This window comes from Bacillus sp. LLTC93, from assembly GCF_002993125.1.
Taxonomy (GTDB): Bacteria; Bacillota; Bacilli; order Bacillales; family Bacillaceae; genus Bacillus; species Bacillus zhangzhouensis.
Map to the genome: position 1 here is coordinate 65,141 of NZ_PVME01000006.1, position 24,808 is coordinate 89,948.

Below are 24,808 nucleotides of genomic sequence, written 5' to 3' on the forward strand. Positions count from 1 at the left end.
TTTTGATTCTAATTATATGTAAACAATTTGAGTTACTTTGTAAATTTACAACTATTATCGATTAAAATTTTTCTAACAATCCCATCTGCTCAACAATCTTTATATCATCCATAAATCGTTGCAAACTTACTTTATGCTCTTTCTTTTGTAAATCTGTTGAATAACCTAAGCATAGATTAAAAATACAATCTAACCTTTCTCCGACACCACTATAAAAATAATTCGTCAATATTACATTATTTTCACTTGCAAGAACCACAACTGTAGCCATCTCTAATACATATTCTATATCTTCTATAGAAATCGTTCGATCCTTTTTCTTAGCAGTCATGAATTCATGACTATGAATAGAACGAATCCTACCTTCAAGTAAATTGAGTATAGACTTCTTATAAATGACATACACACTGTGAATATGATGTTTATCAGGACAATAGGGATCTTGTAAAATGAATTTTATACGTTCATCTTCTTTTTCAATTTTTATTGCATCAAGATCATATAATAAAATATGATCAATTTTTTTTATTTTCATAGGAGGAAAAGCCTCAGTTAAATTTGTTTTACTTTTCATTTGATCACCTCATTTTTCACCAAACTTTACCACTCCCGTAAAATGCATGAGATTTTAATTCATAAGGATGATAATGTGTGAATGTACGTTTTCCTTTAGAAGCTTTATGTGCCTTATTATATCTATATCTCCCTGTGGGAGAGGCCCCTTTTGCAATAAGTCGTGCATTTACTGATCCGATACTCCAAGTATCTAAATGGCGTTTCAAACGAGAAATTGCCTTCTTCTTAGATCTACCAGGTCCCACCCATAAACCTATTGAATTTGATGTTCTCATGGCTTCATAATGAACATATCTTTTATTTTTTGTATTGTTATTAGCTACCTTTCCAGCTACCCATAAAGCTCCAGATTTAAGTGATAATAAACCTTGAGCAGCAAAATATATCAGTGTAGCAAGTCCGACACTTATAGCTAAAGCTTCAAGCATACTTACAGTTACTACTGCTCCTAAAGCAGGAATCCAAAAAACAGATGTTTTAAATTCCTCATCATTTAATTCAACATCTACTTTTTCATTTGTTTTTAGGTTTTTCATAGTTGCACTAAATGAATCCTCTAACAGAGTATCTAATTTAATTTCATACTCTGTTAACTTACCATTATTAGTTTCTGAAGAAATATTTATTACATTGTCCCCAATTTCGAACCCAAAGCCTAAAACAAATTCTTCATTAGATTCATTTTTCCCTTTTATTTGAACTATGACGTCACTGCTATCAATAAGACTATCTTTTTTATCTTCATGCTCAAAATCCAATTGTTCTTTCATTTCTTCAATAATTTTCAGATCTTCTTCTTCTTCTTCACTAAATATTAATTTTTCTAACTCTTCAAAGTCTTCTTCTGAAATTTTAGATATTTCTTTTTCTTTTTTCTTTAAATACTCCTTTTCTGTATTACATGTTTTTAAAGCTCTCTCAATCTGCAAACTCTCATTTTTTCCTAATTCAAAACTTAGCCTCTCTTACTCTAAACAATCCAATCTTTCAAGACACTTCAACATGTTTCCAATTTTAAAGAAATCGAGTATGACACCCTCGCAAAATCGCTCAGCTCTCACAACCCCCATGATGAGAGCCAGTACACACTGCGCATTTAAATTTGAGATGTCCACATTCTCCATATCGTTCGTTCCACCCTCAATGCCATTTTCTTTGAGGATCTCACTGTAGCGGGTAAGCTCCATTTCTTGATGTTGTTCTGCAAAGGTATAGACATCCTCGATAAAACGACAGACCGTTTCGGAATAATTCACATAGGGCATCTGAATGGGGTGTTCCGCTGTTCCATCATTTTCTTTATCTATTACCCATTCTCCTATATGATCCTCCTGAAGCATTGGTATGTATTTAGTCAACATCTCGAATTGGCTCATTCTTATTCTCCTCTATTTCATTTATTTAATCGACACCTATGGATCAGTATATAAAAAAATCCGTAATCATCCTACAAGCTAGAAGCCAGTATTCAAATCACGGACATTCTTTATTCATTTCACATTTTACACTCTTACCATTGATACAACGGTCTCCACATGCGCCGTATGAGGAAACATATCCACTGGCTGCATGTATTCGATTTTGTAGTCTTTTGACATGTATTCGAGGTCTTTTGCTAGTGTAGAAGGGTTGCAAGAGACGTAGACAAAGCGTTTTGGTTTGACTTGTTTGACGGTGTCTAAGAAGGTGCTTTCGCAGCCTGTTCTTGGCGGGTCCACGACGATGACGTCAGGACGGAAGCCTTCTTTGACCCATTTTGGCAGCCAGTGTTCCGCTGTTCCTGTCACATAGGTTGTGTTTTTCATGCCGTGTTTTTTGGCATTTTTCTTGGCATCATCAATTGATTCTTTGATGACATCCATTCCTCTTACTTCTTTGGCGCCATCTGAAAGCCACATACCAATGGTCCCAACACCGCAATACGCATCGACGAGCTTTTCTTTTCCTGTCAGCTTGGCTGCTTTTTTTGCTTCGTCGTAAAGCTTTAATGTCTGTTTCGGATTCAATTGGAAGAATGCACGTGCACTTAGTTCAAATGAAACGTCTCCTAAAAATTCTTGGATGACCATGTTGCCTGCTAAGTGTGATGTCTTATGTCCAAAAATGACAGACGTTTTTTCGCCATTGATATTGTGCATAATGGATGTCACTTCTGGCAGACGTTTTTGAATGGCTTCGGCAATTTCTTTTTTCTTTGGAAATTCAGGTTTTGATGTGACAAGAACGACTTGTACTTCACCTGTTTCAAAGCCAACTCGCACGACAATCGATCGCACGTCACCTTTTCTTGTCCGTTCATTGTAAACCGATACGCCGAATTTCTCTAAAATTTTGCGGACAACGCCCGTTGTTTTGTTCGTTTTCGGATGCTGGACGATACATTCCTTGATTGGCACAAGCTTATGAGAATTCAGTCCATAAAGCCCAGCGATGATGTCACCGCTATGAGATCGCCCTACTTGGAACTGACTTTTGTTCCGGTAGTGCCACGGATCTTCCATGCCGATCGTTGGTCGAATGTCTAGCGTTTCGACCGATAGCTTTGTGTGTCGTTCCATTGATTGAATGACAATATCACGTTTTTCCTTTAGCTGCTGCTCGTACGCCAAATGCTGAAGCTGACAGCCGCCACACTGCTCGTATACTGGACATGGCGGTTTCACTCGATGCTCCGAGCGTTTTCGCACTTTCCTAACCGTACCTTCTGCATATTTCGCCTGTACATTTGTTGCTTCAACGACCACTTCCTCACCTGGAAGCGCACCCGGGACAAAGACCACTTGCTTTTTAAAATAACCGACCCCTTCACCATTAATGCCAAGGCGTTTGATGGTAAGCGGGAACTGCTGTCCCTTTTGCAAAAGGGCACCTTGCTGTTTTTCGTTCACTTCATTCTCTCCGTTCTATCTGAACCTTTATAGGTTGTCCTCATTTTATTCCATCTCATTAGTATATCATGACTTGGACAAAGAGAGAAAATGCGTTTCATTTATTTGTCTGTCTCGATGCTTCTCCATAAATATAAAGAAGCGTAGCTTAAATAAGGGGTCCACTCCTTGCTTAATGCTGCCATCTCTTCTTTTGTCGGCTTTTCAGGCAGGTCAAAGTGCCGCTTGATCGCATTTTGAATACCGATATCTGCCATCGGAAAGAGATTGGGTCTTCCAAGCCCATTCATGAGAACATTTTGAACTGTCCAAGGTCCAATCCCTCTAATCGGAAGCAGACGTTCTTCAATTTCATTATCCGTTAAGTCGTGTAATTCCTCCAAATCCAGAGAGCCGCTCACAATTCGCTTAGATACATCAATGACGTATTCCGCCTTCCGCTGACTGAATTGGAGCTTTCTCAGATCGTCTGTTTCAAGTGATGCGATGGTTTCCGGTAAAGGATCAAACCAAACGCCTTCTATTTGCTCACCGTACGAATGAACAAACCGTTTCGTGAGCTCATAAGCAAACGCAAGATTGAGCTGCTGATGAATGATGCATTTCATCAAACAATGATATAAATGGAAGTCCAGCATGAGCGGTGTTCCGATATGACGTTCGAAAATCGACGCAAGATTTGTTTGAGAAAAATGGTTATGAACAACGTGTAATTGATGCTCCATGCCAAAAATCCGCTTCACCTCAGAAATGATGGGTTCCTCAGGGCCGTTTGCTTGCACCCGGAATGTAGGCGCTTCTTTTGTTCCTGTGGCTTGAACGACCACCACGTACGGCTTTTGATTCAGCCTCATCGGTACTTTGATTTCTCTTCTATTCAAATTGACTGCCTTTAATGGATCACTTGATAAGCGTCTTAGCACTTGATCGAAGTGATAGGGCGGTTCAACCAATAGGTGTTTTTCCCACATGTTTTTCCTCTTCCTTTCTGCCAGCACACGCAGATGTGATTGTTTCACTTTGCATGAATGATTCTCTATATTGAATACTTTTAAATATAAAGAGTACAAGAATTTATCAGTTATATCTTCCTTATTTATGGTCATTCTCCTTTTGGATTGATGAACATTTTTAGTCGAATTTAGCTAAAATTCGACAGCAATCTTAAACATTTTAGGATCATTTTCCTTAAATTAGAAATAGAACCTATGGGTGATATCTTCTATTTCAAAAATATTTGTATAATTATGACATATCAAGGAGGTGAACAAAGAAATAAGCGGATTAGGCAATCATTTGTTTCATCTTGCAGGAACATATTTACCTCATTGATTACCGGCTTCACCTAGTTTCACGTTTTACGAAAAAGAAGACCCAAAATTCAAAAACAAAGGAGATCCGACCAATGAAAAAAACAATTCTTTCTGTTGCCCTTGCCACTGCTGTTTCTTCAACACTACCAGTATTCGCTGATGCTGCTGAGCAAAAAACTGCTCCAGTTTCAACAACTGTTCAGCAAACTGTTTTAAACAAAGCTGCTGAAGGTAAAGCATCTACAAATGCAACAAACGTAAACATTAACTTTGACGTTCTTGGAATTGCAAATGCACTGATCAATGCTGCAAATGCAAACACAAACCGTGAAGGCTTTGTCAAAGGTTTAATGGAGTCTGCTTTCTATGCTGCTGGCGCTAAATACAATGTCATGGTATTTAACTTAAGCCAAGGCTACGAGACTCGTTTCAGCGGTGTCAAAACGTTCGCTACTGTGAAATACGGAAGCATTACTTACGGAGTTTGGGTATTTGAAAATGGATCTTTCACAAATAAAGGTGACGGCGGCTACATCAACTGGGCATTTAGAGGCTGGTTTGACCGTAACGGTGGTTTCGTTAACTTCCGTCGTCCTTAATTCTCGCTTTTATTCATCAATCATACACGCTCATGGACCGATCTCGATTATGAGATCGGCTTTTTTGTGGATAAGATGAATAAGTTTGTGCACGCTGCTTCATGATATAATGCAAGTCTGGAGGGGTGTATATGCTGAAAAAACTTGCAGTGACAAAAAACGGAGACTTGATTGAACATGCAACATTGCAGCAGCTTTCAAGCCCCGATATCGCCTGGTATTGGATTGACTTTCATGCGCCAACGGAAAAAGAAGCAGCGCTACTGAAGGAATTCTTTCAGTTTCATCCGCTTTCAATTGAAGATTGCTTCCATTATTTGCAGCGGCCTAAGCTTGATTTTTATGAAGAGTATTTATTTTTTGTTCTTCATGCTCTCAATCAAAAAACACTTCGTTCAGAGGAAGTAGACTTGTTTGTTGGTGAAAGTTTTATTGTCACCTTTCACTTAAAGGAAGCACCTTACATTGATCGTGTGATTCGAAAGCTAAAAACATCTGATCACGCGCGAAATAGTGGACCTGAGCATCTTGCCTACATGCTGATTGATGATCTGGTTGATGATTATTTCCCGATTATTTATCAAATTGAAGACAGGCTGAATGAGATTGAAGATGAAGAAGGTCATAAAACGTATGGTACTTTAATGAACGAAGTATTCGGGATTCGCTCAGACTTGTTAAAGCTAAGAAGGACCATTATTCCGATGAGAGACCTTTTGTACCGTATCGTGAACATTAATATGATGAAAAACGACAAAAACCGGCAAGCCTATTTCAATGATATCTATGATCACCTTCTGAAATTGACAGAGATTGTCGAGTCGAACAGAGACATGACAGCAGATTTAAGAGACAGCTATCAGACGCTGAATTCCAATCGGATGAATGCGATTATGATGACACTGACGATTGTGTCGACTATTTTTATTCCACTGACCTTTATCGTTGGGGTTTACGGGATGAACTTTGATAACATGCCTGAATTGCACTGGAAATACGGCTATTTTGGCGTGCTTATTTTCATGGGTCTGCTCGTCTCGGGTATGCTTTTATGGTTTAAGCATAAAGGGTGGTTTCGGATTTTTAAATAACTAAAAAGCCTGCAGTTTCTCTGCAAGCTTTTTTCTATAATTGAGGCAGATGCCATACTTTTTCAAGCATGAGATCGTCTAGACTTTTAAAGGAATACCCCTGTTTTTTGAGAGATGTGATCGCATCATCCAGTGCCTCGGCATTGTCTCTTGAGACGGTATGGAGTAAGTAAATCGCACCTGGATGTGCCTGTTTCATCATTTGATCGTAGGCATACTGTTTTCCTTTTTGATGATGGATATGCCAATCCACAAAGGCAACTGACCAGAAAACGGTTTGGTAGCCAAGCCTCTTTGTTTCCTTTAATACTCTTTCGCTAAATACCCCGCGCGGTGGACGTAAATAGAGGTTATCTTGTTTTCCCGTAATTTTGTACACGGCTTCATTTACACTGCCTAGCTCTTCTTTGATTTCTTTCGCACTTTTTTTCGTTAAGTCAGGATGGTGATAGGAGTGGTTCCCGATGATATGTCCTTCCTCTGCCATACGTTTCACAAGCTGCGGCTGATCCTTCACGAAGTGCCCTGTCACAAAAAAGGTGCCTGGTACTTGGTGTTTTTTCAGCACATCTAAAATTTTGGGTGTGTACCCATTTTCATAACCATTATCGAATGTAAAGTAAATCTCTTTCTTTTTCGTGTTTCCTAAATAGAAAGCATCATACTTTTTTAAAAGTGTCGTCAGTTCCTTCCCAGCATCTGCTGGCTTGTGCTCTTTACTTTTAGCAAATCCCCAATGGATGGGCTTATTAGACTCAGCTGCTGCTTCTGACAGAGGCATTGAAACAAAAAGCACACATAAACAGATCAGCATATATTTTTTCATCTACGTCACTTCCCGGTTTTTCTTTTATTGTGCAGAATATGACCGAGACTCATACGTCCATTCGCCTGCCAATTTAAAGAAAAAAGCCCGCACAAGTGCGAGCTATTCTTCCTTCCAATCTTTTTTAAACCGTTCATATTTCGCTTCTAGATCGTCAATCATCTGGATCAATCTGTCTATATCTTCAACGTCTGTTGATTCGGGATCTAATGAATCAATCACATTCATAAACATATCTAATCGGTTCTTTAAATAATCAACCTGCTGCTCTTTACTATCAGCTGCCTTGCCCATAGATACACTCCCTTTAGCATTTGTTTATAGCTTATCTTTCTTTCCCTTATAAATCAATTGTCTCCCCCCTTGCGTATAACGGTCATGGGGCTTAAAATTAACTGTTGGCGGGTCTACGTTTACCCGAATGAAAAGGAGATAGATACCATGAACCAAAAAACAGCACTTCGTCCGATCACACCTGCATACGACCCTTGGGAAGCCTATCTCGATGTGCAGGATTACGGAGAAATGAAGCTGACAAATATTGAATTTACGACGACGACTTTATGTAACATGAGATGTGAGCACTGTGCGGTTGGCTATACTTTGCAGCCAAAGGACCCACATGCACTGCCACTTGATTTGCTGCTTCGCCGTTTAGATGAAGTCCCACTTTTGCGCTCACTAAGTATTACAGGCGGAGAGCCAATGCTTTCTCTCAAGTCTGTGCGGGAATATGTCGTCCCTTTATTAAAGTATGCCCATGAACGCGGCGTCCGTACACAAATCAATTCAAACTTAACACTAGATTTGGCTCGATATGAAGAGATTATTCCGTACTTAGATGTTCTTCACATTTCACATAACTGGGGCACTGTCGAAGAGTTTGCAACGGTCGGCTTTGCGATGATGGATAGAAAACCAACCTTTCAGCAGCGTGAAAAATTATTTAATCGAATGATCGAAAATAGTCAGGCGCTTGTGAAAGCTGGTGTCACAGTATCTGCTGAAACCATGCTCAATAAGCGCACGCTTCCTTATATTGAACACATCCATCGTCAAATCGTGGAGGAGATGAAATGTCAGCGCCACGAAGTTCACCCGATGTACCCAAGCGATTTCGCTAGTGCACTTGAGTCATTAACGCTTCCGCAAATGCGTGATGCAATTCATCAGCTGCTTGATATTCGTGATGAGAACACATGGATGCTGTTTGGCACCTTACCATTTTATTCATGCAGCACAAATGAAGAAGACCAGCGCCTCCTGAAGCGATTGCGCCAGGAGAAAAATGTTACTGTACGAAATGATCCTGACGGCCGCTCAAGGTTGAATGTAAATATTTTTGATGGGAATATTATTGTGACAGACTTTGGCGATACGCCGCCGCTTGGAAACATTGAAACCGATACATTGCAATCTGCATATACACGCTGGATGGACACAAAATTAGCGAAAGAGCTGAATTGTCATTGTCCAAATGTGCAATGCCTTGGTCCGAATGTTCTTGTGAAAAACAGCTATTATCAAGATGTTGATTTTACTTCTCGTACAGCCAGGGGGTAACCGATAAATGGACGATACATTTCTGACAGTGGTCAAGAACAAATACATTGAAATTCTAATTGTTGGACTTGTTCTTTGGCTTGCCGTCTTTATCATCAACAAAGCCCTTCAGATTTTCTTTAAACGAACGGAGTTTATTGAAGATAAGAAGAAGAAAACGATCGAGAGCTTGGTCAAATCTGTGACGAAGTACACAGCTTCGATTTGCTTTGTGTTCTATGTCATTTCTCTTTTCTTTCATGACTTTGGAAAAATTCTTGCTGGTGCTGGTGTTGCCGGGATCGTCATCGGTTTTGGCGCCCAGACGCTGATTCGTGATATTTTAGCAGGCATCTTCCTGATCTATGAACGTCAGATTCATAAAGGTGACTATGTGACGGTGAATAATCTTTTTAATGGAACCATTGAAGAAATTGGTCTCCGTTCTCTGCAAATTAGAGAATGGAGCGGCAAGCTGTTAACCATTTCTAACGGAGACATCCGGCAAATTCAAAATTACAACATACATTACATGCGTATCACAGAGTCGGTGTTAATTAGTGCAAATCAGAACCCAGACATCGCCTTTCAAGCGCTCGAATCAGCTTGTGACCAGTTGAATCAAATGCATCATGATTTTCTCAAAAAAGATGAATTCCAAAACGCCATTGAACCCTTTCAGGTTCATGGAATTATGGGCCTCAATAAGCTCAATCGCGGGATAGAAATCACTGTGAAAGGGATGGTCGAAGATGAAAAATACTTCGAAGCCGCCCTCGCTGTACGTAAAGAAATCATCAAGCAGCTTCATGAGCACGATGTCAAATTGCTTGAAGATCTCGTGTATCCTCAGCCTGCAAAATAACCTCATTCTTGTGAGGTTATTTTTTGTTTATGAATGAAGTGTGACGAGCTGACTAGACCTCATGAGACGCTTGAACAGCTTGGACACATCCGGTAAGGAATTCTCTTCATTTCAGCCCTCTTACTTCTATCCACTTGACTAATTCATGTATAATAGAGAGCAGAATGATTTCATGCAGCATGGGGACCCTCATACTGTGTATTTACTAAGTGAAAGAGAGTGAATAAGATGGGTCGTAAGTGGAACAACATTAAAGAAAAAAAAGCATCAAAGGATGCCAATACAAGTCGTATTTACGCAAAATTCGGGCGTGAAATCTATGTGGCTGCCAAACAAGGTGAGCCAAACCCAGAATCAAACCAAGCACTTCGCTTTGTCCTAGAACGTGCAAAAACATATAGTGTCCCAAAACACATTGTAGACCGTGCCATTGAAAAAGCCAAAGGCGGTGCGGAAGAGAATTTTGATGAGCTGCGCTACGAAGGATTTGGTCCAAACGGATCAATGGTGATCGTTGATGCCCTCACCAATAACGTGAACCGTACAGCGTCAGATGTTCGTGCGGCATTTGGGAAAAACGGTGGAAACATGGGCGTAAGCGGCTCTGTTGCCTACATGTTTGACCAAACAGCTGTCATCGGTGTCGAAGGAAAAAGTGAAGAAGAAACGCTTGAGCTTTTAATGGAAGCAGACGTTGATGTACGTGACATCATGGAAGAAGATCAAACGGTCATCGTCTACGCTGAGCCAGATCAATTCCATCACGTACAAGAAGCATTCAAACAAGCCGGTGTCGAAGAATTCACTGTCGCCGAAATCACAATGCTTCCACAAAACGAAGTAACATTAGATGAGGAATCTAAAGCACAATTTGAAAAACTCATCGATGTATTAGAAGAGCTTGAAGACGTGCAGCAGGTTTATCATAATGTGGATTTAGGGGAATAATCAGCTAAGCCATCGTAGTTGTTGGATTCATTCAACTTCTGCGTTGGCTTTTTTATTGTCTAGGTAAGGTTTACGTTCTACTCAAGACCATGTAATATGAAAATAGAGTCGCTTCCACAAATAACCAAGGGGTTGAGTTTCATTTTTAAAACATGGTGGTTTTCGTATTCTGGCTTTATGATCCTCCCTTATATTGGCCTATGCTTTATTTTCAACAATTTGACGATATTCACTAAAGTCATTCTCTTTTTTTTCATTGTATGGTATTTATATAACGCCTTTGATTTTTACATTCATGAAATGAAAAAGAAAAAAGATAGGACATCTTAATCAAAAAAAACAGTCATCTCCCCCTTGGTAAGAGGAGATGACTGTTTTTAATTCATCCCTTGAAACCCAAACGTCAGGTGATCCTGAACAGGAATCCAAGCGCCGATTCCTTGTGAAGTCACATTTTTCACGACAAGTTTGCGTTTATTCCCTTTTAGCACAAGGTACACTTCCCCGTATGTGACCTTCCCTTTTTCGTTAATGGCTGGGGCGTAGGCATGCAAGGATGCTGCTTTTTTCGGAGAAACATGGTAGGACTGATCTCGTTTTGTTCCTGCGCCAATCATCGTGTCGAAGGCGAGCGGTAGCTTTGTTTTTTGCATGGCTTTTTGCATCATCAATGTTTTCACATCTTCTGGGTTTGGTACCTTTGCTGTGAGCCCGCCGCTCACTTTGACTTGCTGCTTTTGAACGTATTTGCCAATGGCTGTTTTGTTGCCGCCTCTGTTATCAATGTGATTCGTATTCACTTTTTTGTATTCCCAGTTGGCCACCGTTTCGTTTGAATCGTAGCTCAGTGCCCATCTTCCAAGAAAGATGGTCGCCCGGTATCCAACAGCTAAAGGTGTTCCTGAGATGCTGGATTCATTCAGCATTTTGATCAAATGGGTATTCTCAATCGGTACATTCGTTGTTTTGAACAATTCGGCTGTCAGCTCGCTCGGCTGAAGCAGCGGCTGATCCTGTGACGCATTCGGATACGTATTCTCCTTTGAAATACTGGCGACAGAGGATGGAACCTTAAACGGCTTAGCCGCCTCTGCTGGAAAGCTGTATAGAAAACTTAAGGATAAGAGAACAACAAACATGATGCGGGGCATCTTTTTCATATCATCACTCTTTCTCATTCATTTTTCCATAGTATTTTCCGCAAAGACGTCCCTTATCCACAAAAGATTATAAAAGGAAAAATCCAATCGCCATAATGAAATAGGCAGCAAGTAATGTGGCCCCTTCAAACCAGTTCGTATCACCATCATTTGATAGAATGACCGTCAGTAAGACAGAGGATGCCATGGCAATGAGCTCCGGTAAGGAAAAAATCAGCGGCATCTGCTTTTCGAAAAAAAGAGAGCTGATGACAAGGATCGGCGCCACCATCATGGCGACCTGAAGCGTTGAGCCGAAGGCAATTTCCACTGCCACATCCATTTTGTTTTTATACGCCATGATGACAGCAGAGGCGTGTTCTGCTGCATTGCCGACGATGGCGACAATAATGACCCCGATAAACAGCTCACTCCAGCCAAATTGTGCTCCCACCGTGTCAAATGTATGAACGAGCCGCTCTGAAATATACGCAACTGCCACCGTCGCAAGCAGTAAAATCACAGTGGCAAACTTCCCGGACCATTCAGGTGTCTCTTCTTCCGTCTCTGATTTACCGTTCATGCTCTCCTGCTTGGCGACATAGACCCCGCGGTGGCTGACCAGTTTGAAATAAAGCGCTGCGACATAAAGCAAAATCATCACAATGCTAATGCCAATACTTAAAACGAATTGTCTATCCTCTGCCATCTCCATAGAAAACACTTCTGGAATGACAAACGCCACAATGATGGCAAACATGAGCAAGCCAGAGTTGTGCCTTGCATCGTGGACATTGAATTCTTGACGCTTATATTTTAACCCCCCAACGAAAAAAGACAGCCCTGCCACGAGCAGTAAATTCCCGATGACCGATCCAGTTAATGAAGCAAGTACAATGGCAGTCAGCCCTTGCTTTAAAGCAAAAAACGAAATGATTAACTCCACTGCATTTCCAAATGTGGCGTTTAATAGTCCACCAATTCTTGGTCCCGCAATGATGGCAAGACTTTCTGTGGCTCTTCCCATAAAACTAGCAAGACCAATAATGGCGATACAATAAACGGCGAACATGACAACCTGCGGGAATTGAAGAAAACTGCCAATGACAGATAGCGGAACACCGATTGCGACAATTACCAGAAACAAACGATTCATACAGCCATTCTCCTTTACATATGTCTGACTGTTATTCTTTCGTGAGGACCGGCATCGTATACATTTAGATTCGCTCGTGTGACATGGTGATGTCGATACTTCCTTTAACGGATTGCACCATGGAACAATGCTTCATCGCAAGCTTCATCACTTTTTTTATTTGTTCATCAGAGGTACTGATGCGTTCAAAGATTATATGTAAGTGGATGCGGGAGATTTTGTTGGCCGCTCCTTCTCTTGTCGTTTCAGGTGTGATGGTCAGCCCTTCATAGGATATTCGTTTTTTCCCGCATACATGAGTAAGCATTTCTCCAAAACAACCTGCAATGGCTGAGGTGAACAACTGATATGGCCGGTATCCAGCTTCTTCTTTTCGTGAAATATGTAGTTGTCCATCATCAGTATTTGCCACCCACCGATCATTTTCGTATGTCAGCTTCATTCCTTTTCCACCTTTCTATTGAAACCCCTATGGTTCCATTGTACGATGAAAGCATGAACTTGTAAGGAGCATCTTATGCCGAGAATTCACTTTATGATTTTAATTTTACTTGTATCCGTATCTGGCTTTTCACAGGGAGCGTTACTTCCTGTCATATCCATTATTTTTGAACATGCTGGCACTTCTCCTACGTTAAACGGACTACATGCCACAGGCTTATATCTCGGCGTGTTGCTTGCCTCTCCTTTTATGGAAGCGCCGCTTCGCCGTTTTGGTTTTAAGCCGTTAATCGTAATTGGAGGCGCTGCTGTCTTTTTAAGCTTGTTCAGCTTTGTCTTTTTTGAATCTTATGTCGTTTGGTTCTTCCTGCGGCTTATGATTGGCATTGGTGACCATATGCTGCATTTCTCCACACAGACGTGGGTGACCTACGCTTCGTCATCTAAAAATCGCGGACGGAATATTTCATTGTACGGGTTATCCTTTGGACTCGGCTTTGCCGCTGGGCCTTTTTTAACGCCACTCATTGAGATCAATCCATCATTGCCTTTTATCGTGTCTGGTGCTGTTAGCTTATGTATTTGGTTGCTTGTGTTTGTTTTAAAAAATACATATCCAGATACAGGCGAAATGCAGACGTCAGAGCAAACAAACAGTTTGAAGCGCTTCAAAAAAGCCTTTCAATTTGGCTGGGTGGCCTTTATGATGCCTTTTTGCTACGGCTTTTTAGAAACGACGCTCAATAGTAACTTCCCTGTGTATGCACTAAGAAGCGGGGTGACTGTAGATGCTGTTGCGTTTATTTTACCTGCTTTTGCCATTGGAAGCATTGTATTTCAGCTTCCTCTCGGGATGCTCAGCGACCGGTTTGGCAGACGCCGAATCATTTTATGTGTCACACTCGCTGGATCCTTCTTTTTCCTTTTGGCAGGAATTTTCATTCAATCCGTTTTGGCTGTTGCGATCTGTTTCTTTATTGCCGGAATGGCTGTAGGCTCTACATTCTCACTCGGCATCAGTTATATGACCGACTTATTGCCAAAGCATCTGCTTCCTGCCGGTAATTTAATGTGCGGGATGGCGTTTAGTGCAGGCAGTATTCTTGGACCGGTTCTAGGAGGAATCTTTGTTCAAACGTTTGAGGGGATGAATTTACTTTACCTTGTCAGCATCGTGATTCTATTCGTGTTTTGTTGCGTTCGATTTGGGAGAACAACGGCAGTGCTTGAAACTCCCAATGAATCCATTACTAATTAAAAAACTCCCCTGCGCCTATGCAGAGGAGTTTTTTTCATTTAATGATATCCATTTTGCCCGTTCGCACTACCGCTTGTTTTGTGCTTTGGCTGATGGCCTTTGTTTTGTTTTGTGTTGCTTCCGCCTTTTTTCGATTGTTTGGACATTCGGTATTCCCCCATCCATAAGATTGAACAAGTTCGTTCTTCTTTAGGATGCCCGGTTTTCTTTAGAGCTTGCCTGGTACGATTTTACGCTTATGTAAAAGCGCATTGAGCTCGCCTCCGAGGATAATCATGATGCCGGTTAAATAAAACCAGATCATCAAAATGATGATCCCCCCGATGCTACCGTACATTGCACTGTAGTTGGCAAACTCGCCTACGTAAAATGAGAACAGCATGCTAACCAGAATCCAACCGACCGACGCAAAAATGGCGCCTGGCAGAACAAATTTCAATTTCAGCCTGATGTTTGGGGCAAAATAATATAAGGATGTAAAAACAATCATTAAAATCAGCGGACTAATGATCCATCTCATGGCTGTCCACATGGTGAGGAAGGCATCTGACTGCCCGACTAATTTGGCAACAAATAAACCAAGCTCTTTGCCAAAGACAGGCAGCATCAAGGCAAAAATAATCGTAAGAACCATCGCAATGGTTAAGATGATCGATGTTAAACGTACGAGAATGAAGGAACGATTTTCCTCAACTTCGTAAGCGTGGTTAAACGCTCTGACGACCGCATTAATGCCGTTAGATGCAGACCAAAGGGCGGCAATAATCCCGAATGACAATAATCCGCCGTTCCGGCTATTCAGCGTCTCTTCGGCAATGGATTCAATCATCGAAAGCGCCCCCTCTGGCGCATAACCAGAGATGACGCTTAGGACATCCTTCGACGTCAGCGGCAAATATCCAACGAGCGTCAGCACGAAGATGAGAAACGGAAATAATGAAAGTAAAAAGAAGTACGCAAGCTCAGCAGATTTTGCCGGTCCTTCATGCAGCAAAAAGCGTCCAATTAACGCTTTAACAAAACCCATACGCCTCATCTCCAATGATCAATCTTTCTATTTCGATCGAAAGTGATCTTTTGTTTCTTCAATAATCTCTAATACTTTTGGGGTTGTTTCCTTTAACTGATTCACTTGTTCATTTAAAAATGATAAATCATCTGAGACCGTTCGCATTAACTGCTTCGTTTCTTCCATTTTTTCTTTCATGCAAGCAGACACTCTGCCCGGCTCCTGGCGGTATTCATCCAGCTTTTGCTGGCAGTCATTCCATTTGTCTTTTAGTGCAATTCTTGTTGGCCGATGAAATAATGTCAGCAATACGCCGCAGGCTGCGCCTATGACAGCCCCTCGAAGCACGATTTGATTTTTCTCTTCCATCTCATCTGATCTCCTTTCAGTTAAAGGTGTTTCTCTTTCTTTACATACGTCAAAAAACGGTCAATTCCTGTTTCAATTAAATCATGTACTTCCTCAAAGTTCCCTGTGTAATAAGGATCTGGCACATCATCTCGATCGTCGTCTTCTACAAAGTCGAGAAGACGGCCAATAAAGTGATGTTTCCCATAGCCGGCTATACTGCGGAGTGCCCCTACATTTTCAGCATCCATCGCAATGATATAGTCGTATGAGGTGATATCCTCATCTATGATTTGTCTTGCGGTCATTCCTTCATAGCTGATGCCTTTTTCATCAAGCAGCTTTCTTGTTCCTTCATGCGGAGGACTGCCTTGATGCCAGCCGCCAATGCCTGCTGAATCAATGACAAAGTGATCGCTAAGCCCTTCATCTTCTACTCGTTTTCGAAACATGGCCTCTGCCATCGGCGACCTGCAAATATTGCCAAGACACACAAATAATACATGAATCATTCTTCATTCTCCTCCTATCTTTTCCCTAAGAGTTTCTTTCGAAAACCTTTTCCCTATCATATCAAGACCATTTTCTTTTGAAAACTTTGCAAGAAAAACTCTCATCGGCATTGACACATTATACAAAAAAAGGTGACACTTTAGGAGAATTGTACAAACAAAGGGGGATACACATGGGATGGATTGAACAGTTGGTCAGCAATATCAATGATGTATTATGGGGACCGCCGCTTTTGCTTTTAATTGTGGGGACAGGGATTTACCTTACTTTTCGCGTGCTCTTCATTCAAATCAGGCTGCTTCCATATTCGCTCAAGCTTGCATTTTCAAAGCAAGATAAGACATCAGAAGGTGATATTTCTCACTTCCAAGCATTAATGACAGCTCTTGCTGCAACTGTTGGAACGGGAAATATAGTAGGGGTTGCCTCTGCTGTCATTGCCGGCGGACCAGGCGCCGTGTTTTGGATGTGGTTTGCAGCGTTCTTTGGAATGGCGACAAAATATGCTGAAGCCGTTCTCGCAGTCAAATATCGCATTAAAAATGAAAAAGGCGAAATGTCTGGTGGTCCTATGTACTATTTGGAGCATGGCTTAAAACAAAAATGGCTTGGGGTGCTGTTTGCTGTTTTTGGCGCCAGTGCTGCCTTTGGGATTGGGAATCTCGTTCAATCAAATTCAATTTCTGGGGTCATGAATTCAACTTTTCATATTCCAACTTGGGTGACAGGCATCATCATTACTGCCTTTACGGCCCTCGTGATTTTAGGCGGCATTAAAAGTATTGGCCGTGTGACGTCTATTTTTGTACCGGTCATGGCTTTATTCTACGTCATTTGTGGACTGATCATTCTTGTGATGAATGCGGATCTTGTCCCAGGTGCAGTTGGGCTTATTTTCTCTGATGCTTTTACAGGTCAAGCCGTCGCAGGCGGCGCTATCGGTACTGTGATCCGCTGGGGTGTGGCGAGAGGGGTATTTTCCAACGAAGCAGGACTTGGGTCTGCACCAATTGCTGCGGCTGCAGCAAAAACTGATATGCCAGCTCGTCAGGCGCTTGTGTCGATGACCCAAGTGTTTATTGATACAATGATTGTCTGTTCGATTACGGGGATTACCATTGTCATGGCCGATATGTATGTCACGGAAAAAAGTGATGCCCTGACCTCTTTATCCTTTGCTCATTTCCTAGGTCCAATTGGTTCAACCATTGTGGCAATCGGGTTACTTTTGTTTGCTTATTCAACGATCATTGGCTGGTCATATTATGGAGAAAAATGCTTTACATACTTGGCCAAAGATTCGTATGTCATGTATTATCGCGTTGTGTTTGTTATCGCTGTCTTTTTCGGAGCCGTGTTTAAGAATGACTTCGTATGGGGTGTGGCAGATATGCTAAATGGGCTTATGGCCATTCCAAACTTAATTGGGCTCATCGGTTTATCAGGGGTTGTGGTGTTTGAATCTAAACGAATCATTGATAAGATCAAGCAGGAAAAAAAGGAGAAAAACATCTCAGTATCGTCTTAATAGCCCTTTTATTCTTTTGCATTTCTGTTAAAATAGACATATTATTCGACACACATGTAGGAAAGGACGTGCCGCCCTTGTCAGAGCAAAAAGCGGCTGAAGTCAATCAGCTGATTGAAGACATTTCGCAAAAGTTAAATATGCTGAACATTGGAGTCATCAAAGCCGAGGACTTCAGTCCAGACAAGTACGAAGATATCGAATTTCTTCACCAAATGGTGATGAAAAAATCTTCATTCAGCCCAAGTGAAATGCAAGCCATCGCAAGCGAGCTGAAAAGCTTAAGAAAATAATTGTGTAAAAGGAACTGCTCTGTAGTCTTCGAGCAGTTTTTCTCGTGTTGACACAGAATGCGAGGGTTTGTCTACACGCTGAAGCCAGCACTTTATAAGTGCTGGCTTATTTATGCTCTAACTACTTCTGCTTATTTCGCAAGCAGTTTTAATGATTCACGGTTAAATGCTGGAATGTCGTCTGGTGTACGGCTTGTCACAAGCTGATCCTGACAAACGACGACTTCTTCATCTTTGAATTTAGCGCCTGCGTTTTCCATATCCACTTGAATGGATGTATACCCCGTCGCCCCTCTGCCTTCTAGCGTCTTCGCTGTAATAAGCAATTGCGGTCCGTGACAGATCGCGAATACTGGTTTTTTCTCGTCCATAAATGCTTTTGTAAATTGGACGTAGCGATCATCTGCGCGCAGAATATCTGGTGAGAAACCGCCAGGAATGAGAAGTGCATCGAAGTCTTCTGGCTTCACGTTATCAATGGACGCATCCACTCTCACTTCAGCTTCTCCTTGCTTCCCTTTAACTGTTTTTCCTTTTTCGTTTTCAATCACTGTGATGTCATGACCTGCGTCTTTAAAGGCTTTTGCAGGCTCGGTGAATTCAACATCCTCAAAGTAATCTGTTAATACAACTGCAATTTTCTTACCCATGTAGAAACCCTCCTGCTTGATTATCGTTTACACTACACACTATACCCGGGCACGATGAAATCAAACATCCTATCCCTATCAGAAAACCCCTTATGATAAAAATAAGTATTTAGACTCATTCCCTTTCCCTTAACAAGGTAATTCGTATGATTTATGTTATCTTTACAATAATCTGCAAAAAATAACTACAAAAGTTAACGAAACATTTCTACAATAGGTATTGTGGTCAAAAAAATTAGAAAGGCGGAGATCAGGTGAAGAAGCAAGCACATAGGTCTAAACGAAGGAAAAACCTGTCTATTCTGCTCACTTCCATTATGATGATTAGTCTCATTCTCCCAGCAGTACCTACTCATGCAGAAACAGAAAACGGCAAAGCCGTAAAAGTCAGCATCTTAGCCACAACCGATGTTCATGCGAACATGATGAATTACGATTACTACAGCGACAAAGAAACAAATGAATTCGGTTTGGCAAAAACAGCCGAGCTCATTGAAAAGCACCGTTCACAAAATCCTAATACACTCCTTGTTGATAACGGAGACCTGATTCAAGGAACCCCTCTTGGAGAATACGTTTACAAAAATGAGAAAGACAGCATCATCAATCAATCAAATGTTCATCCCATTATTCATACACTCAACAAACTAAAATACGACGCAGGAACTCTTGGCAATCATGAATTTAACTACGGCTTATCTTTCCTTGACGGTACCATTGCCGGTGCTAACTTCCCGATTGTTAATGCGAACGTCAAAAAGTTAAATGGAGAACATCGATTTACGCCTTATGTGATCCAAGATAAAACCTTTAAAGATGCAAACGGAGCATCTCAAACTGTGAAAGTTGGCTACATAGGATTCGTCCCACCACAAATTATGACGTGGGATCAGAAACATTTAGATGGACAAGTTCAAGTGCAGGATATCGTCGAATCTGCCAATGAAACCATCCCTGAAATGAAGGCGAAAGGCGCAGATGTCATCGTCGCTCTTGCCCATACTGGAATTGAAAAAACCGCTTCGCCTAAAGGGTCAGAAAATATGATCTTTGACCTTGCCACGAAAACAAAAGGCATCGATGCTATTGTATCAGGCCACCAGCATGGCACATTCCCAAGCGCTGAATATAACGGCGTCGACAAATTCAATGTCTCAAAAGGAACCATCAACGGCATCCCAGTCGTCATGTCAAAAAACTGGGGCAGCTACCTAGGGGTCATTGATTTAACACTAGAGCCTGACGGCAGCAACTGGAAGGTCACAGACGGAACAGGCAAGATCGAATCTGTTGCCGGAGTATCATCTCAAAACAGTACCGTAAAAGACGCCATTCAAACAACGCATCAAAACACACTTGATTACGTGAGAAAGCCTGTTGGCAAAACAGAAGCAGACATTAATAGCTTTTTCGCTCAAGTGATGGATGACCCTTCGATTCAAATTGTGACAGATGCCCAAAAATGGTATGCACAAGAAAAAATGAAGGACACATCGTATAAAAATTTACCGATTTTATCTGCAGGTGCTCCGTTTAAAGCCGGCGGCCGAAACGGTGTAAACTATTATACAAATATCGCAAAAGGAGATTTAGCGATTAAGAATATCGGCGATCTCTACCTTTACGATAACACTGTGCAGATTGTGAAACTGAAAGGCAGTGAAGTGAAAGACTGGTTAGAAATGTCTGCCGGTCAGTTTAATCAGATCAAACCGAACGATGCAAAAGAACAGCCGATTTTAAACGAGGAATACCGCTCGTATAACTTTGATGTAATTGATGGCGTGACATACCAAGTCGATGTGACGCAGCCTGCTAAATACAGCACAACAGGCACACTTCTCAACGCCAATGCCAACCGCATCAAAAACCTGTCTTACAACGGGAAAACCGTCTCTGATAATCAAGAATTTTTAGTCGTAACAAATAACTATCGTGCTTCTGGCGGCGGAGGCTTCCCTCACCTGACGCAAGATAAAGTAGTGCTTGCCTCAGCAGATGAGAACCGTCAAGTACTGATGGATTATATTATCGAACAAAAAACGATCAACCCAAGTGCAGATCAAAACTGGTCTATTGCACCGATCAAAGGCGCAACAGTCACTTTTGAATCTTCTCTTTTAGCCAAACCGTTTGCTAAAGAATCAAGCAGCGTAAACTTTATTCGTAACGCAAGTACAGATGGTCTTGGTGTGTACAAGCTAGCCTTTACAGACGATGGCACAACAGAACCGCCTACATCAGACAACTGGAATTTAACAGTGATGCATACGAACGATACACACGCACACCTTGATGATGCGGCAAGACGCGCAACAAAGATCAAAGAAGTCCGTGCTGAAAACAAGAACAATATTCTATTAGACGCTGGAGATGTCTTCTCTGGTGACCTGTACTTCACAAAGTGGCAAGGACTTGCCGATCTGAAATTGATGAACTTAATGAAATACGATGCCATGACGTTTGGTAATCATGAATTTGACAAAGGTCCTTCTGTACTCCGTCAATTCCTGACAGGTGATGCATCAGATGTCGATCCGAAAAACCGTCATCAATTTGAAAAGCCTCGATTCCCGGTCGTGTCATCAAACGTGGATGTCTCGAAGGAAAAACAATTGAGTGACTTAATGAAAAAACCAGCCTTATTTAAAGCTGGTGAGAAAAAAGAAGCTGGGATTTACCCTTACATCCTGCTCGATGTAAACGGTGAAAAGGTGGCCGTATTCGGTTTAACGACTGAAGACACAGCCATTACATCCAGCAGCGGTCCTAACATTCAATTTAAAGATGCGTACAAGAAAGCAAAAGAAACAGTCAACACCATTCAAACAGAAGAAAAAATCAATAAAATCATAGCGTTAACACACATTGGCTACAACCGTGATCTTGAGCTGGCTCAAAAAGTAGACGGCATTGATCTCATCATTGGCGGTCACACGCATACCCTTGTTGAAAAATTAAAGGTCGTCAATAAAAAAGAACCAACAATTGTTGCGCAAGTAAAAGACTATGGACAATTTTTAGGTAAAGTAGATGTCGCCTTTGATCAAAAAGGAGTCGTACAGCCAAAAGAATCTTCTTTTGACCTCATCACAATCGATGACTCTGTAAAAGAAGATGCAGATGCAAAGGCGATTCTTGATCAGTACAAGGCAGATATCCAAGATTTAAAAACCGAAAAAGTCGGGACGACCGACGTCCTTTTAGATGGACAGCGTGAGCACGTCCGTGCAAAGGAAACGAATCTTGGAAACTTTATTGCAGATGGCATGCTGAAGAAAGCGCAAGAATCTGCTGGAGCTGACCTTGCCATTACAAACGGCGGTGGTATTCGAGGCAGCATTGAAAAAGGAGATATCACATTAGGTGATATTTTAACGGTGATGCCATTCGGAAATACACTTTATGTCGCAGATTTAAAAGGCAGTCAAATTAAAAAAGCGCTTGAACAAGGTTTGTCAGGCATTGAAGAAGGTGGAGGCGCATTCCCTCATGTAGCTGGCATTGAATACACGTTTACACTCAGTAAACCAGCTGGCAGCAGACTAATTGATGTCAAATTGAAAGATCAAAATGGCAAACTGACTGACATTGATGATAAAAAAACATACCGCGTGGCAACAAACGCATTTGTTGGCACAGGCGGTGACGGCTACAGCGTCTTTACTGAAGCCTCTCATGGAGAAGACTTAGGCTATGTTGACTATGAAATTTTCAAAGAGCAAATTGAAAAGGCAGACGGCCATATTTCTCCGATCATCGACCATCGAGTGAAAGAAGTGTTCCTTCCTCGTGTGAAAGGAAAAGGCGCCTATGACATTCAAGATGATGAGAAATTCCAAACGTATGTGCAGCATACAAATAAAGCATGGCTCTATTTAGACAAAGCGAGCGAGGCGAAAAACGTTCAATTGTCTCTATCAAAAGCGCAAGTAGCCGAGCTAAAGAAAAGAGAGCAAGATCCAAACGTCACCATCTATCATGACAAAGTGGGACTAGAATTACCGCTTTCCAATTTGTCAGAGAAAAGTGCAGATATACGGATGGCAAAAACAGATAAGGTGAAAAACGCATTAACCGACACATATGACTTCCAAATCAAACAAGATCAGAAAAATGTGTCTACCTTTAAAGATCCCGTCACACTGTTCTTTACATTAGACGCGCCTGAAAAAGCGAAGAAACCAGGTGTTTATTATGTGGATCGTGAGAAAAATCGTTACGCTAAAACAAGTAACGGATCGTTCGAAAACGGGGTCGTATCAGGTGAAACCAAACACTTTAGCGAATACACCGTGCTCAATCAAAGTGAAGCCGCTGGAACGGCCCCAGATCAAACCGGTGAAGACGACGGGACTTCGGCACCAGGCGGAACGGATCCAAGCCAAGATGGAACCGGGCTACCAGGCGGCACACTGCCGAATACGGCAACGATGATGTATACGGCTGTATTGATTGGCTTGCTCATGCTCGCCTCAGGCGGTATCCTTTATTACTACCAGCGCAAGCGCACACGAAACAAAGTATCATCTTAATAGAAAAGGACAGAGCCTAGGCTCTGTCCTTTTTTGATGCAATGATTTTGTCTTCCTTTAACTAATTACGACTGAATAGTTTGTTCCATTTGAATAATGATTGGCTCGGAAAATAAAGATACCTTTAGCCCTTTCTCATTTTGTGCAAATGCCTTAACTTTGTATTCCCCATGATTTGTTGTCTTTAAATCATAAAATTTGTCTAGTGAATAGTTTTTTGCATCTATCTTTTTATTGTTTTGATAGACATACCAAGCAACTTTATTATCAGTCTCTGTTTTTGCAATAAATTTATAACTACCATCAACACTGTTTCTTTGAATCTCAATATCCAGACTTGGGTATCCTATATATTCCCTTATTTTCCCCTTTAATATTGGTGGAAAAGCCTTTGCTACATCACTATGTTTATCATAATCTCCTAGGTCGAGATTATATTGTAATCCAGCATCATCTAGATCTTTCGTTAAAGGCAGTACATGTTTTTGATAATGCATTTCGCCTTTACCTAAATGTATCAAAATATTTGGCTTGTTGTGAGTTTTGATTATCATATTTTTCATTATCGTGTTTAAAAAAATATGATCTCCCTCTAAGTCATTCCCGGCCATAAATTTTACAACTTCGTTCGTTCTCGTTTGTTCTAGTAAATAGTCACCTAGTAAATATTGCGGAGAAGCAGAAATTATATAATCGAATCCGTATTTTATTCCATAATACATTGCAGCGTATCCACCTTTGCTAGATCCAGCAGATATGACTGTCTTTATGTCATTTTCTTCGATGATTTTCTTGATCAATTTTATTACCGAGCGTTCAATCGAAAAGTCCCTATTTTCACACAAATAATAAGAAGCCCTTGCCCCGAAATCATCTAATATGAACAATTTATTGCAATCAAACTCTTCTATCGTTCGAACATAGTTATAGCTAGGTGGTGAACCAATTTTTTGGAATGCAGAAAAGACAATGACAAGCGCATCTGTTTCTTTGAAAGATTTTCTAAATACATACTTTACACTCTTTTCACTATCGAAAGTTTTTTCATCCTTAAACATTCATTCACTCTCCACAAAATTTTTCATTATGTTATTTTCTTTTATATTTAGGAGGGACACTACTTCCTCGTTCTTACTTTCAATTTCTTGATCTTCTTTTAATGCACTTTTTTATAAAATAGAATACACCTATTCGATTTTCAAATTTTTCTTCTATTAGTACATCCTCCCTAAATCCTATATATATATTATCATTTCATTACAAAATAATATACAGAATTTGAGACCCAGC

Annotated in this window: 24 protein-coding genes; 9 read left to right on the forward strand and 15 right to left on the reverse strand. The window is 41.0% G+C overall.

The window, feature by feature from the left end:
• Window positions 1-61: 61 nt before the first annotated feature.
• From C6W18_RS16400 to C6W18_RS16420, 5 genes are all read right to left on the reverse strand, one after another.
• The gene (locus C6W18_RS16400) at window positions 62-574 is read right to left on the reverse strand and encodes a hypothetical protein (RefSeq protein WP_044139722.1); all 513 of its coding nucleotides are present in this window, start codon (window positions 572-574) and stop codon (window positions 62-64) included.
• A 16-nt stretch (window positions 575-590) separates the two neighbouring features.
• On the reverse strand, window positions 591-1,505 hold the full coding sequence (locus tag C6W18_RS16405; protein WP_105928266.1) for a hypothetical protein: 915 nt from the start codon (window positions 1,503-1,505) through the stop codon (window positions 591-593).
• A 36-nt stretch (window positions 1,506-1,541) separates the two neighbouring features.
• Window positions 1,542-1,952 (reverse strand): DUF6508 domain-containing protein, encoded by a 411-nt coding sequence (locus C6W18_RS16410; protein WP_105928267.1) that lies wholly within the window; start codon window positions 1,950-1,952, stop codon window positions 1,542-1,544.
• A 126-nt stretch (window positions 1,953-2,078) separates the two neighbouring features.
• Window positions 2,079-3,464, reverse strand: coding sequence for a 23S rRNA (uracil(1939)-C(5))-methyltransferase RlmD (gene rlmD, locus C6W18_RS16415; RefSeq protein WP_105928268.1), 1,386 nt, complete (start codon window positions 3,462-3,464; stop codon window positions 2,079-2,081).
• A 101-nt stretch (window positions 3,465-3,565) separates the two neighbouring features.
• Window positions 3,566-4,435, reverse strand: a complete 870-nt coding sequence (locus C6W18_RS16420) for a DNA-3-methyladenine glycosylase family protein (protein ID WP_105928269.1) — start codon at window positions 4,433-4,435, stop codon at window positions 3,566-3,568.
• Between the two features lie 434 nt (window positions 4,436-4,869).
• On the opposite strand from C6W18_RS16420, the gene C6W18_RS16425 reads away from it, so the two are divergent.
• Together C6W18_RS16425 and corA are read left to right on the forward strand one after the other, a co-directional pair.
• Window positions 4,870-5,376 carry a hypothetical protein gene (locus C6W18_RS16425; RefSeq protein ID WP_034323456.1) on the forward strand — a complete coding sequence of 169 codons (507 nt, stop codon included), beginning with the start codon at window positions 4,870-4,872 and terminating at the stop codon, window positions 5,374-5,376.
• Window positions 5,377-5,507: 131 nt separating this feature from the next.
• Window positions 5,508-6,467, forward strand: coding sequence for a magnesium/cobalt transporter CorA (corA, locus tag C6W18_RS16430; RefSeq protein WP_105928270.1), 960 nt, complete (start codon window positions 5,508-5,510; stop codon window positions 6,465-6,467).
• A gap of 34 nt (window positions 6,468-6,501) precedes the next feature.
• On the opposite strand, the gene pdaA is transcribed toward corA, so the two are convergent.
• Together pdaA and C6W18_RS16440 are read right to left on the reverse strand one after the other, a co-directional pair.
• Window positions 6,502-7,281, reverse strand: coding sequence for a delta-lactam-biosynthetic de-N-acetylase (pdaA, locus tag C6W18_RS16435; RefSeq protein WP_411266078.1), 780 nt, complete (start codon window positions 7,279-7,281; stop codon window positions 6,502-6,504).
• Window positions 7,282-7,395: 114 nt separating this feature from the next.
• On the reverse strand, window positions 7,396-7,587 hold the full coding sequence (locus C6W18_RS16440; RefSeq protein WP_034323464.1) for an SE1561 family protein: 192 nt from the start codon (window positions 7,585-7,587) through the stop codon (window positions 7,396-7,398).
• Between the two features lie 147 nt (window positions 7,588-7,734).
• Between C6W18_RS16440 and yfkAB the strand changes: the two genes are divergently transcribed.
• The 3 genes from yfkAB (at window position 7,735) to C6W18_RS16455 (ending at window position 10,648) form a co-directional block, all read left to right on the forward strand.
• A complete protein-coding gene (gene yfkAB, locus C6W18_RS16445; RefSeq protein ID WP_034323466.1) occupies window positions 7,735-8,856 on the forward strand; it encodes a radical SAM/CxCxxxxC motif protein YfkAB in 1,122 nt (373 codons plus the stop codon).
• Between the two features lie 7 nt (window positions 8,857-8,863).
• Window positions 8,864-9,700: a mechanosensitive ion channel family protein gene (locus C6W18_RS16450; RefSeq protein ID WP_034323469.1), complete on the forward strand. Its 837-nt coding sequence runs from the start codon at window positions 8,864-8,866 to the stop codon at window positions 9,698-9,700.
• Window positions 9,701-9,928: 228 nt separating this feature from the next.
• Window positions 9,929-10,648 (forward strand): YebC/PmpR family DNA-binding transcriptional regulator, encoded by a 720-nt coding sequence (locus C6W18_RS16455; protein ID WP_034323471.1) that lies wholly within the window; start codon window positions 9,929-9,931, stop codon window positions 10,646-10,648.
• Between the two features lie 377 nt (window positions 10,649-11,025).
• Here C6W18_RS16455 and C6W18_RS16460 read toward each other — a convergent pair whose 3' ends face one another.
• The 3 genes from C6W18_RS16460 to C6W18_RS16470 form a co-directional block, all read right to left on the reverse strand.
• Entirely contained in the window at window positions 11,026-11,808 is a 783-nt protein-coding gene (locus C6W18_RS16460) for a YfkD famly protein (protein WP_105928271.1), read from the reverse strand.
• A 67-nt stretch (window positions 11,809-11,875) separates the two neighbouring features.
• Window positions 11,876-12,943, reverse strand: a complete 1,068-nt coding sequence (cax, locus tag C6W18_RS16465) for a calcium/proton exchanger (RefSeq protein WP_105928272.1) — start codon at window positions 12,941-12,943, stop codon at window positions 11,876-11,878.
• A gap of 64 nt (window positions 12,944-13,007) precedes the next feature.
• Window positions 13,008-13,385 carry an OsmC family protein gene (locus tag C6W18_RS16470; protein ID WP_105928273.1) on the reverse strand — a complete coding sequence of 126 codons (378 nt, stop codon included), beginning with the start codon at window positions 13,383-13,385 and terminating at the stop codon, window positions 13,008-13,010.
• A 75-nt stretch (window positions 13,386-13,460) separates the two neighbouring features.
• On the opposite strand from C6W18_RS16470, the gene C6W18_RS16475 reads away from it, so the two are divergent.
• Complete coding sequence (locus C6W18_RS16475; protein WP_105928274.1) at window positions 13,461-14,642, forward strand: MFS transporter; 1,182 nt, start codon at window positions 13,461-13,463, stop codon at window positions 14,640-14,642.
• Window positions 14,643-14,850: 208 nt separating this feature from the next.
• On the opposite strand, the gene C6W18_RS16480 is transcribed toward C6W18_RS16475, so the two are convergent.
• Genes C6W18_RS16480 through C6W18_RS16490 form a run of 3 tightly spaced genes read right to left on the reverse strand, consistent with a single transcriptional unit; the run spans window position 14,851 to window position 16,511 of the window.
• Window positions 14,851-15,669: a YihY/virulence factor BrkB family protein gene (locus C6W18_RS16480; RefSeq protein WP_105928275.1), complete on the reverse strand. Its 819-nt coding sequence runs from the start codon at window positions 15,667-15,669 to the stop codon at window positions 14,851-14,853.
• Between the two features lie 27 nt (window positions 15,670-15,696).
• A complete protein-coding gene (locus C6W18_RS16485; RefSeq protein ID WP_105928276.1) occupies window positions 15,697-16,020 on the reverse strand; it encodes a hypothetical protein in 324 nt (107 codons plus the stop codon).
• A gap of 20 nt (window positions 16,021-16,040) precedes the next feature.
• Complete coding sequence (locus tag C6W18_RS16490; protein ID WP_105928277.1) at window positions 16,041-16,511, reverse strand: low molecular weight protein-tyrosine-phosphatase; 471 nt, start codon at window positions 16,509-16,511, stop codon at window positions 16,041-16,043.
• A gap of 173 nt (window positions 16,512-16,684) precedes the next feature.
• Between C6W18_RS16490 and C6W18_RS16495 the strand changes: the two genes are divergently transcribed.
• Together C6W18_RS16495 and C6W18_RS16500 are read left to right on the forward strand one after the other, a co-directional pair.
• Complete coding sequence (locus C6W18_RS16495) at window positions 16,685-18,040, forward strand: alanine/glycine:cation symporter family protein (RefSeq protein WP_105928278.1); 1,356 nt, start codon at window positions 16,685-16,687, stop codon at window positions 18,038-18,040.
• Window positions 18,041-18,117: 77 nt separating this feature from the next.
• A complete protein-coding gene (locus C6W18_RS16500; RefSeq protein WP_034323493.1) occupies window positions 18,118-18,333 on the forward strand; it encodes a DUF1128 domain-containing protein in 216 nt (71 codons plus the stop codon).
• Window positions 18,334-18,464: 131 nt separating this feature from the next.
• Here the strand turns inward: C6W18_RS16500 and C6W18_RS16505 are convergent, their stop codons facing one another.
• Window positions 18,465-18,983 carry a type 1 glutamine amidotransferase domain-containing protein gene (locus C6W18_RS16505; protein WP_034323495.1) on the reverse strand — a complete coding sequence of 173 codons (519 nt, stop codon included), beginning with the start codon at window positions 18,981-18,983 and terminating at the stop codon, window positions 18,465-18,467.
• A gap of 254 nt (window positions 18,984-19,237) precedes the next feature.
• Between C6W18_RS16505 and C6W18_RS16510 the strand changes: the two genes are divergently transcribed.
• The gene (locus tag C6W18_RS16510; RefSeq protein WP_105928279.1) at window positions 19,238-23,518 is read left to right on the forward strand and encodes a multifunctional 2',3'-cyclic-nucleotide 2'-phosphodiesterase/3'-nucleotidase/5'-nucleotidase; all 4,281 of its coding nucleotides are present in this window, start codon (window positions 19,238-19,240) and stop codon (window positions 23,516-23,518) included.
• 65 nt (window positions 23,519-23,583) lie between these two features.
• On the opposite strand, the gene C6W18_RS16515 is transcribed toward C6W18_RS16510, so the two are convergent.
• On the reverse strand, window positions 23,584-24,576 hold the full coding sequence (locus C6W18_RS16515) for a Two component regulator three Y domain-containing protein (RefSeq protein ID WP_105928280.1): 993 nt from the start codon (window positions 24,574-24,576) through the stop codon (window positions 23,584-23,586).
• Between the last annotated feature and the right edge of the window lie 232 nt (window positions 24,577-24,808).

What these genes read in the sequence shown, in the direction of transcription:
- C6W18_RS16515 (WP_105928280.1), bottom strand. Translation starts at nt 24,576, where the DNA reads ATGTTTAAGGATGAAAAAACTTTCGATAGTGAAAAGAGTGTAAAGTAT.
- C6W18_RS16460 (WP_105928271.1), bottom strand. Translation starts at nt 11,808, where the DNA reads ATGAAAAAGATGCCCCGCATCATGTTTGTTGTTCTCTTATCCTTAAGT.
- C6W18_RS16440 (WP_034323464.1), bottom strand. Translation starts at nt 7,587, where the DNA reads ATGGGCAAGGCAGCTGATAGTAAAGAGCAGCAGGTTGATTATTTAAAG.
- cax (WP_105928272.1), bottom strand. Translation starts at nt 12,943, where the DNA reads ATGAATCGTTTGTTTCTGGTAATTGTCGCAATCGGTGTTCCGCTATCT.
- C6W18_RS16410 (WP_105928267.1), bottom strand. Translation starts at nt 1,952, where the DNA reads ATGAGCCAATTCGAGATGTTGACTAAATACATACCAATGCTTCAGGAG.
- C6W18_RS16420 (WP_105928269.1), bottom strand. Translation starts at nt 4,435, where the DNA reads ATGTGGGAAAAACACCTATTGGTTGAACCGCCCTATCACTTCGATCAA.
- C6W18_RS16475 (WP_105928274.1), top strand. Translation starts at nt 13,461, where the DNA reads ATGCCGAGAATTCACTTTATGATTTTAATTTTACTTGTATCCGTATCT.
- C6W18_RS16455 (WP_034323471.1), top strand. Translation starts at nt 9,929, where the DNA reads ATGGGTCGTAAGTGGAACAACATTAAAGAAAAAAAAGCATCAAAGGAT.
- corA (WP_105928270.1), top strand. Translation starts at nt 5,508, where the DNA reads ATGCTGAAAAAACTTGCAGTGACAAAAAACGGAGACTTGATTGAACAT.
- C6W18_RS16400 (WP_044139722.1), bottom strand. Translation starts at nt 574, where the DNA reads ATGAAAAGTAAAACAAATTTAACTGAGGCTTTTCCTCCTATGAAAATA.
- C6W18_RS16485 (WP_105928276.1), bottom strand. Translation starts at nt 16,020, where the DNA reads ATGGAAGAGAAAAATCAAATCGTGCTTCGAGGGGCTGTCATAGGCGCA.
- C6W18_RS16495 (WP_105928278.1), top strand. Translation starts at nt 16,685, where the DNA reads ATGGGATGGATTGAACAGTTGGTCAGCAATATCAATGATGTATTATGG.
- C6W18_RS16470 (WP_105928273.1), bottom strand. Translation starts at nt 13,385, where the DNA reads ATGAAGCTGACATACGAAAATGATCGGTGGGTGGCAAATACTGATGAT.
- C6W18_RS16505 (WP_034323495.1), bottom strand. Translation starts at nt 18,983, where the DNA reads ATGGGTAAGAAAATTGCAGTTGTATTAACAGATTACTTTGAGGATGTT.
- C6W18_RS16480 (WP_105928275.1), bottom strand. Translation starts at nt 15,669, where the DNA reads ATGGGTTTTGTTAAAGCGTTAATTGGACGCTTTTTGCTGCATGAAGGA.
- yfkAB (WP_034323466.1), top strand. Translation starts at nt 7,735, where the DNA reads ATGAACCAAAAAACAGCACTTCGTCCGATCACACCTGCATACGACCCT.
- pdaA (WP_411266078.1), bottom strand. Translation starts at nt 7,281, where the DNA reads ATGCTGATCTGTTTATGTGTGCTTTTTGTTTCAATGCCTCTGTCAGAA.
- C6W18_RS16450 (WP_034323469.1), top strand. Translation starts at nt 8,864, where the DNA reads ATGGACGATACATTTCTGACAGTGGTCAAGAACAAATACATTGAAATT.
- C6W18_RS16490 (WP_105928277.1), bottom strand. Translation starts at nt 16,511, where the DNA reads ATGATTCATGTATTATTTGTGTGTCTTGGCAATATTTGCAGGTCGCCG.
- C6W18_RS16425 (WP_034323456.1), top strand. Translation starts at nt 4,870, where the DNA reads ATGAAAAAAACAATTCTTTCTGTTGCCCTTGCCACTGCTGTTTCTTCA.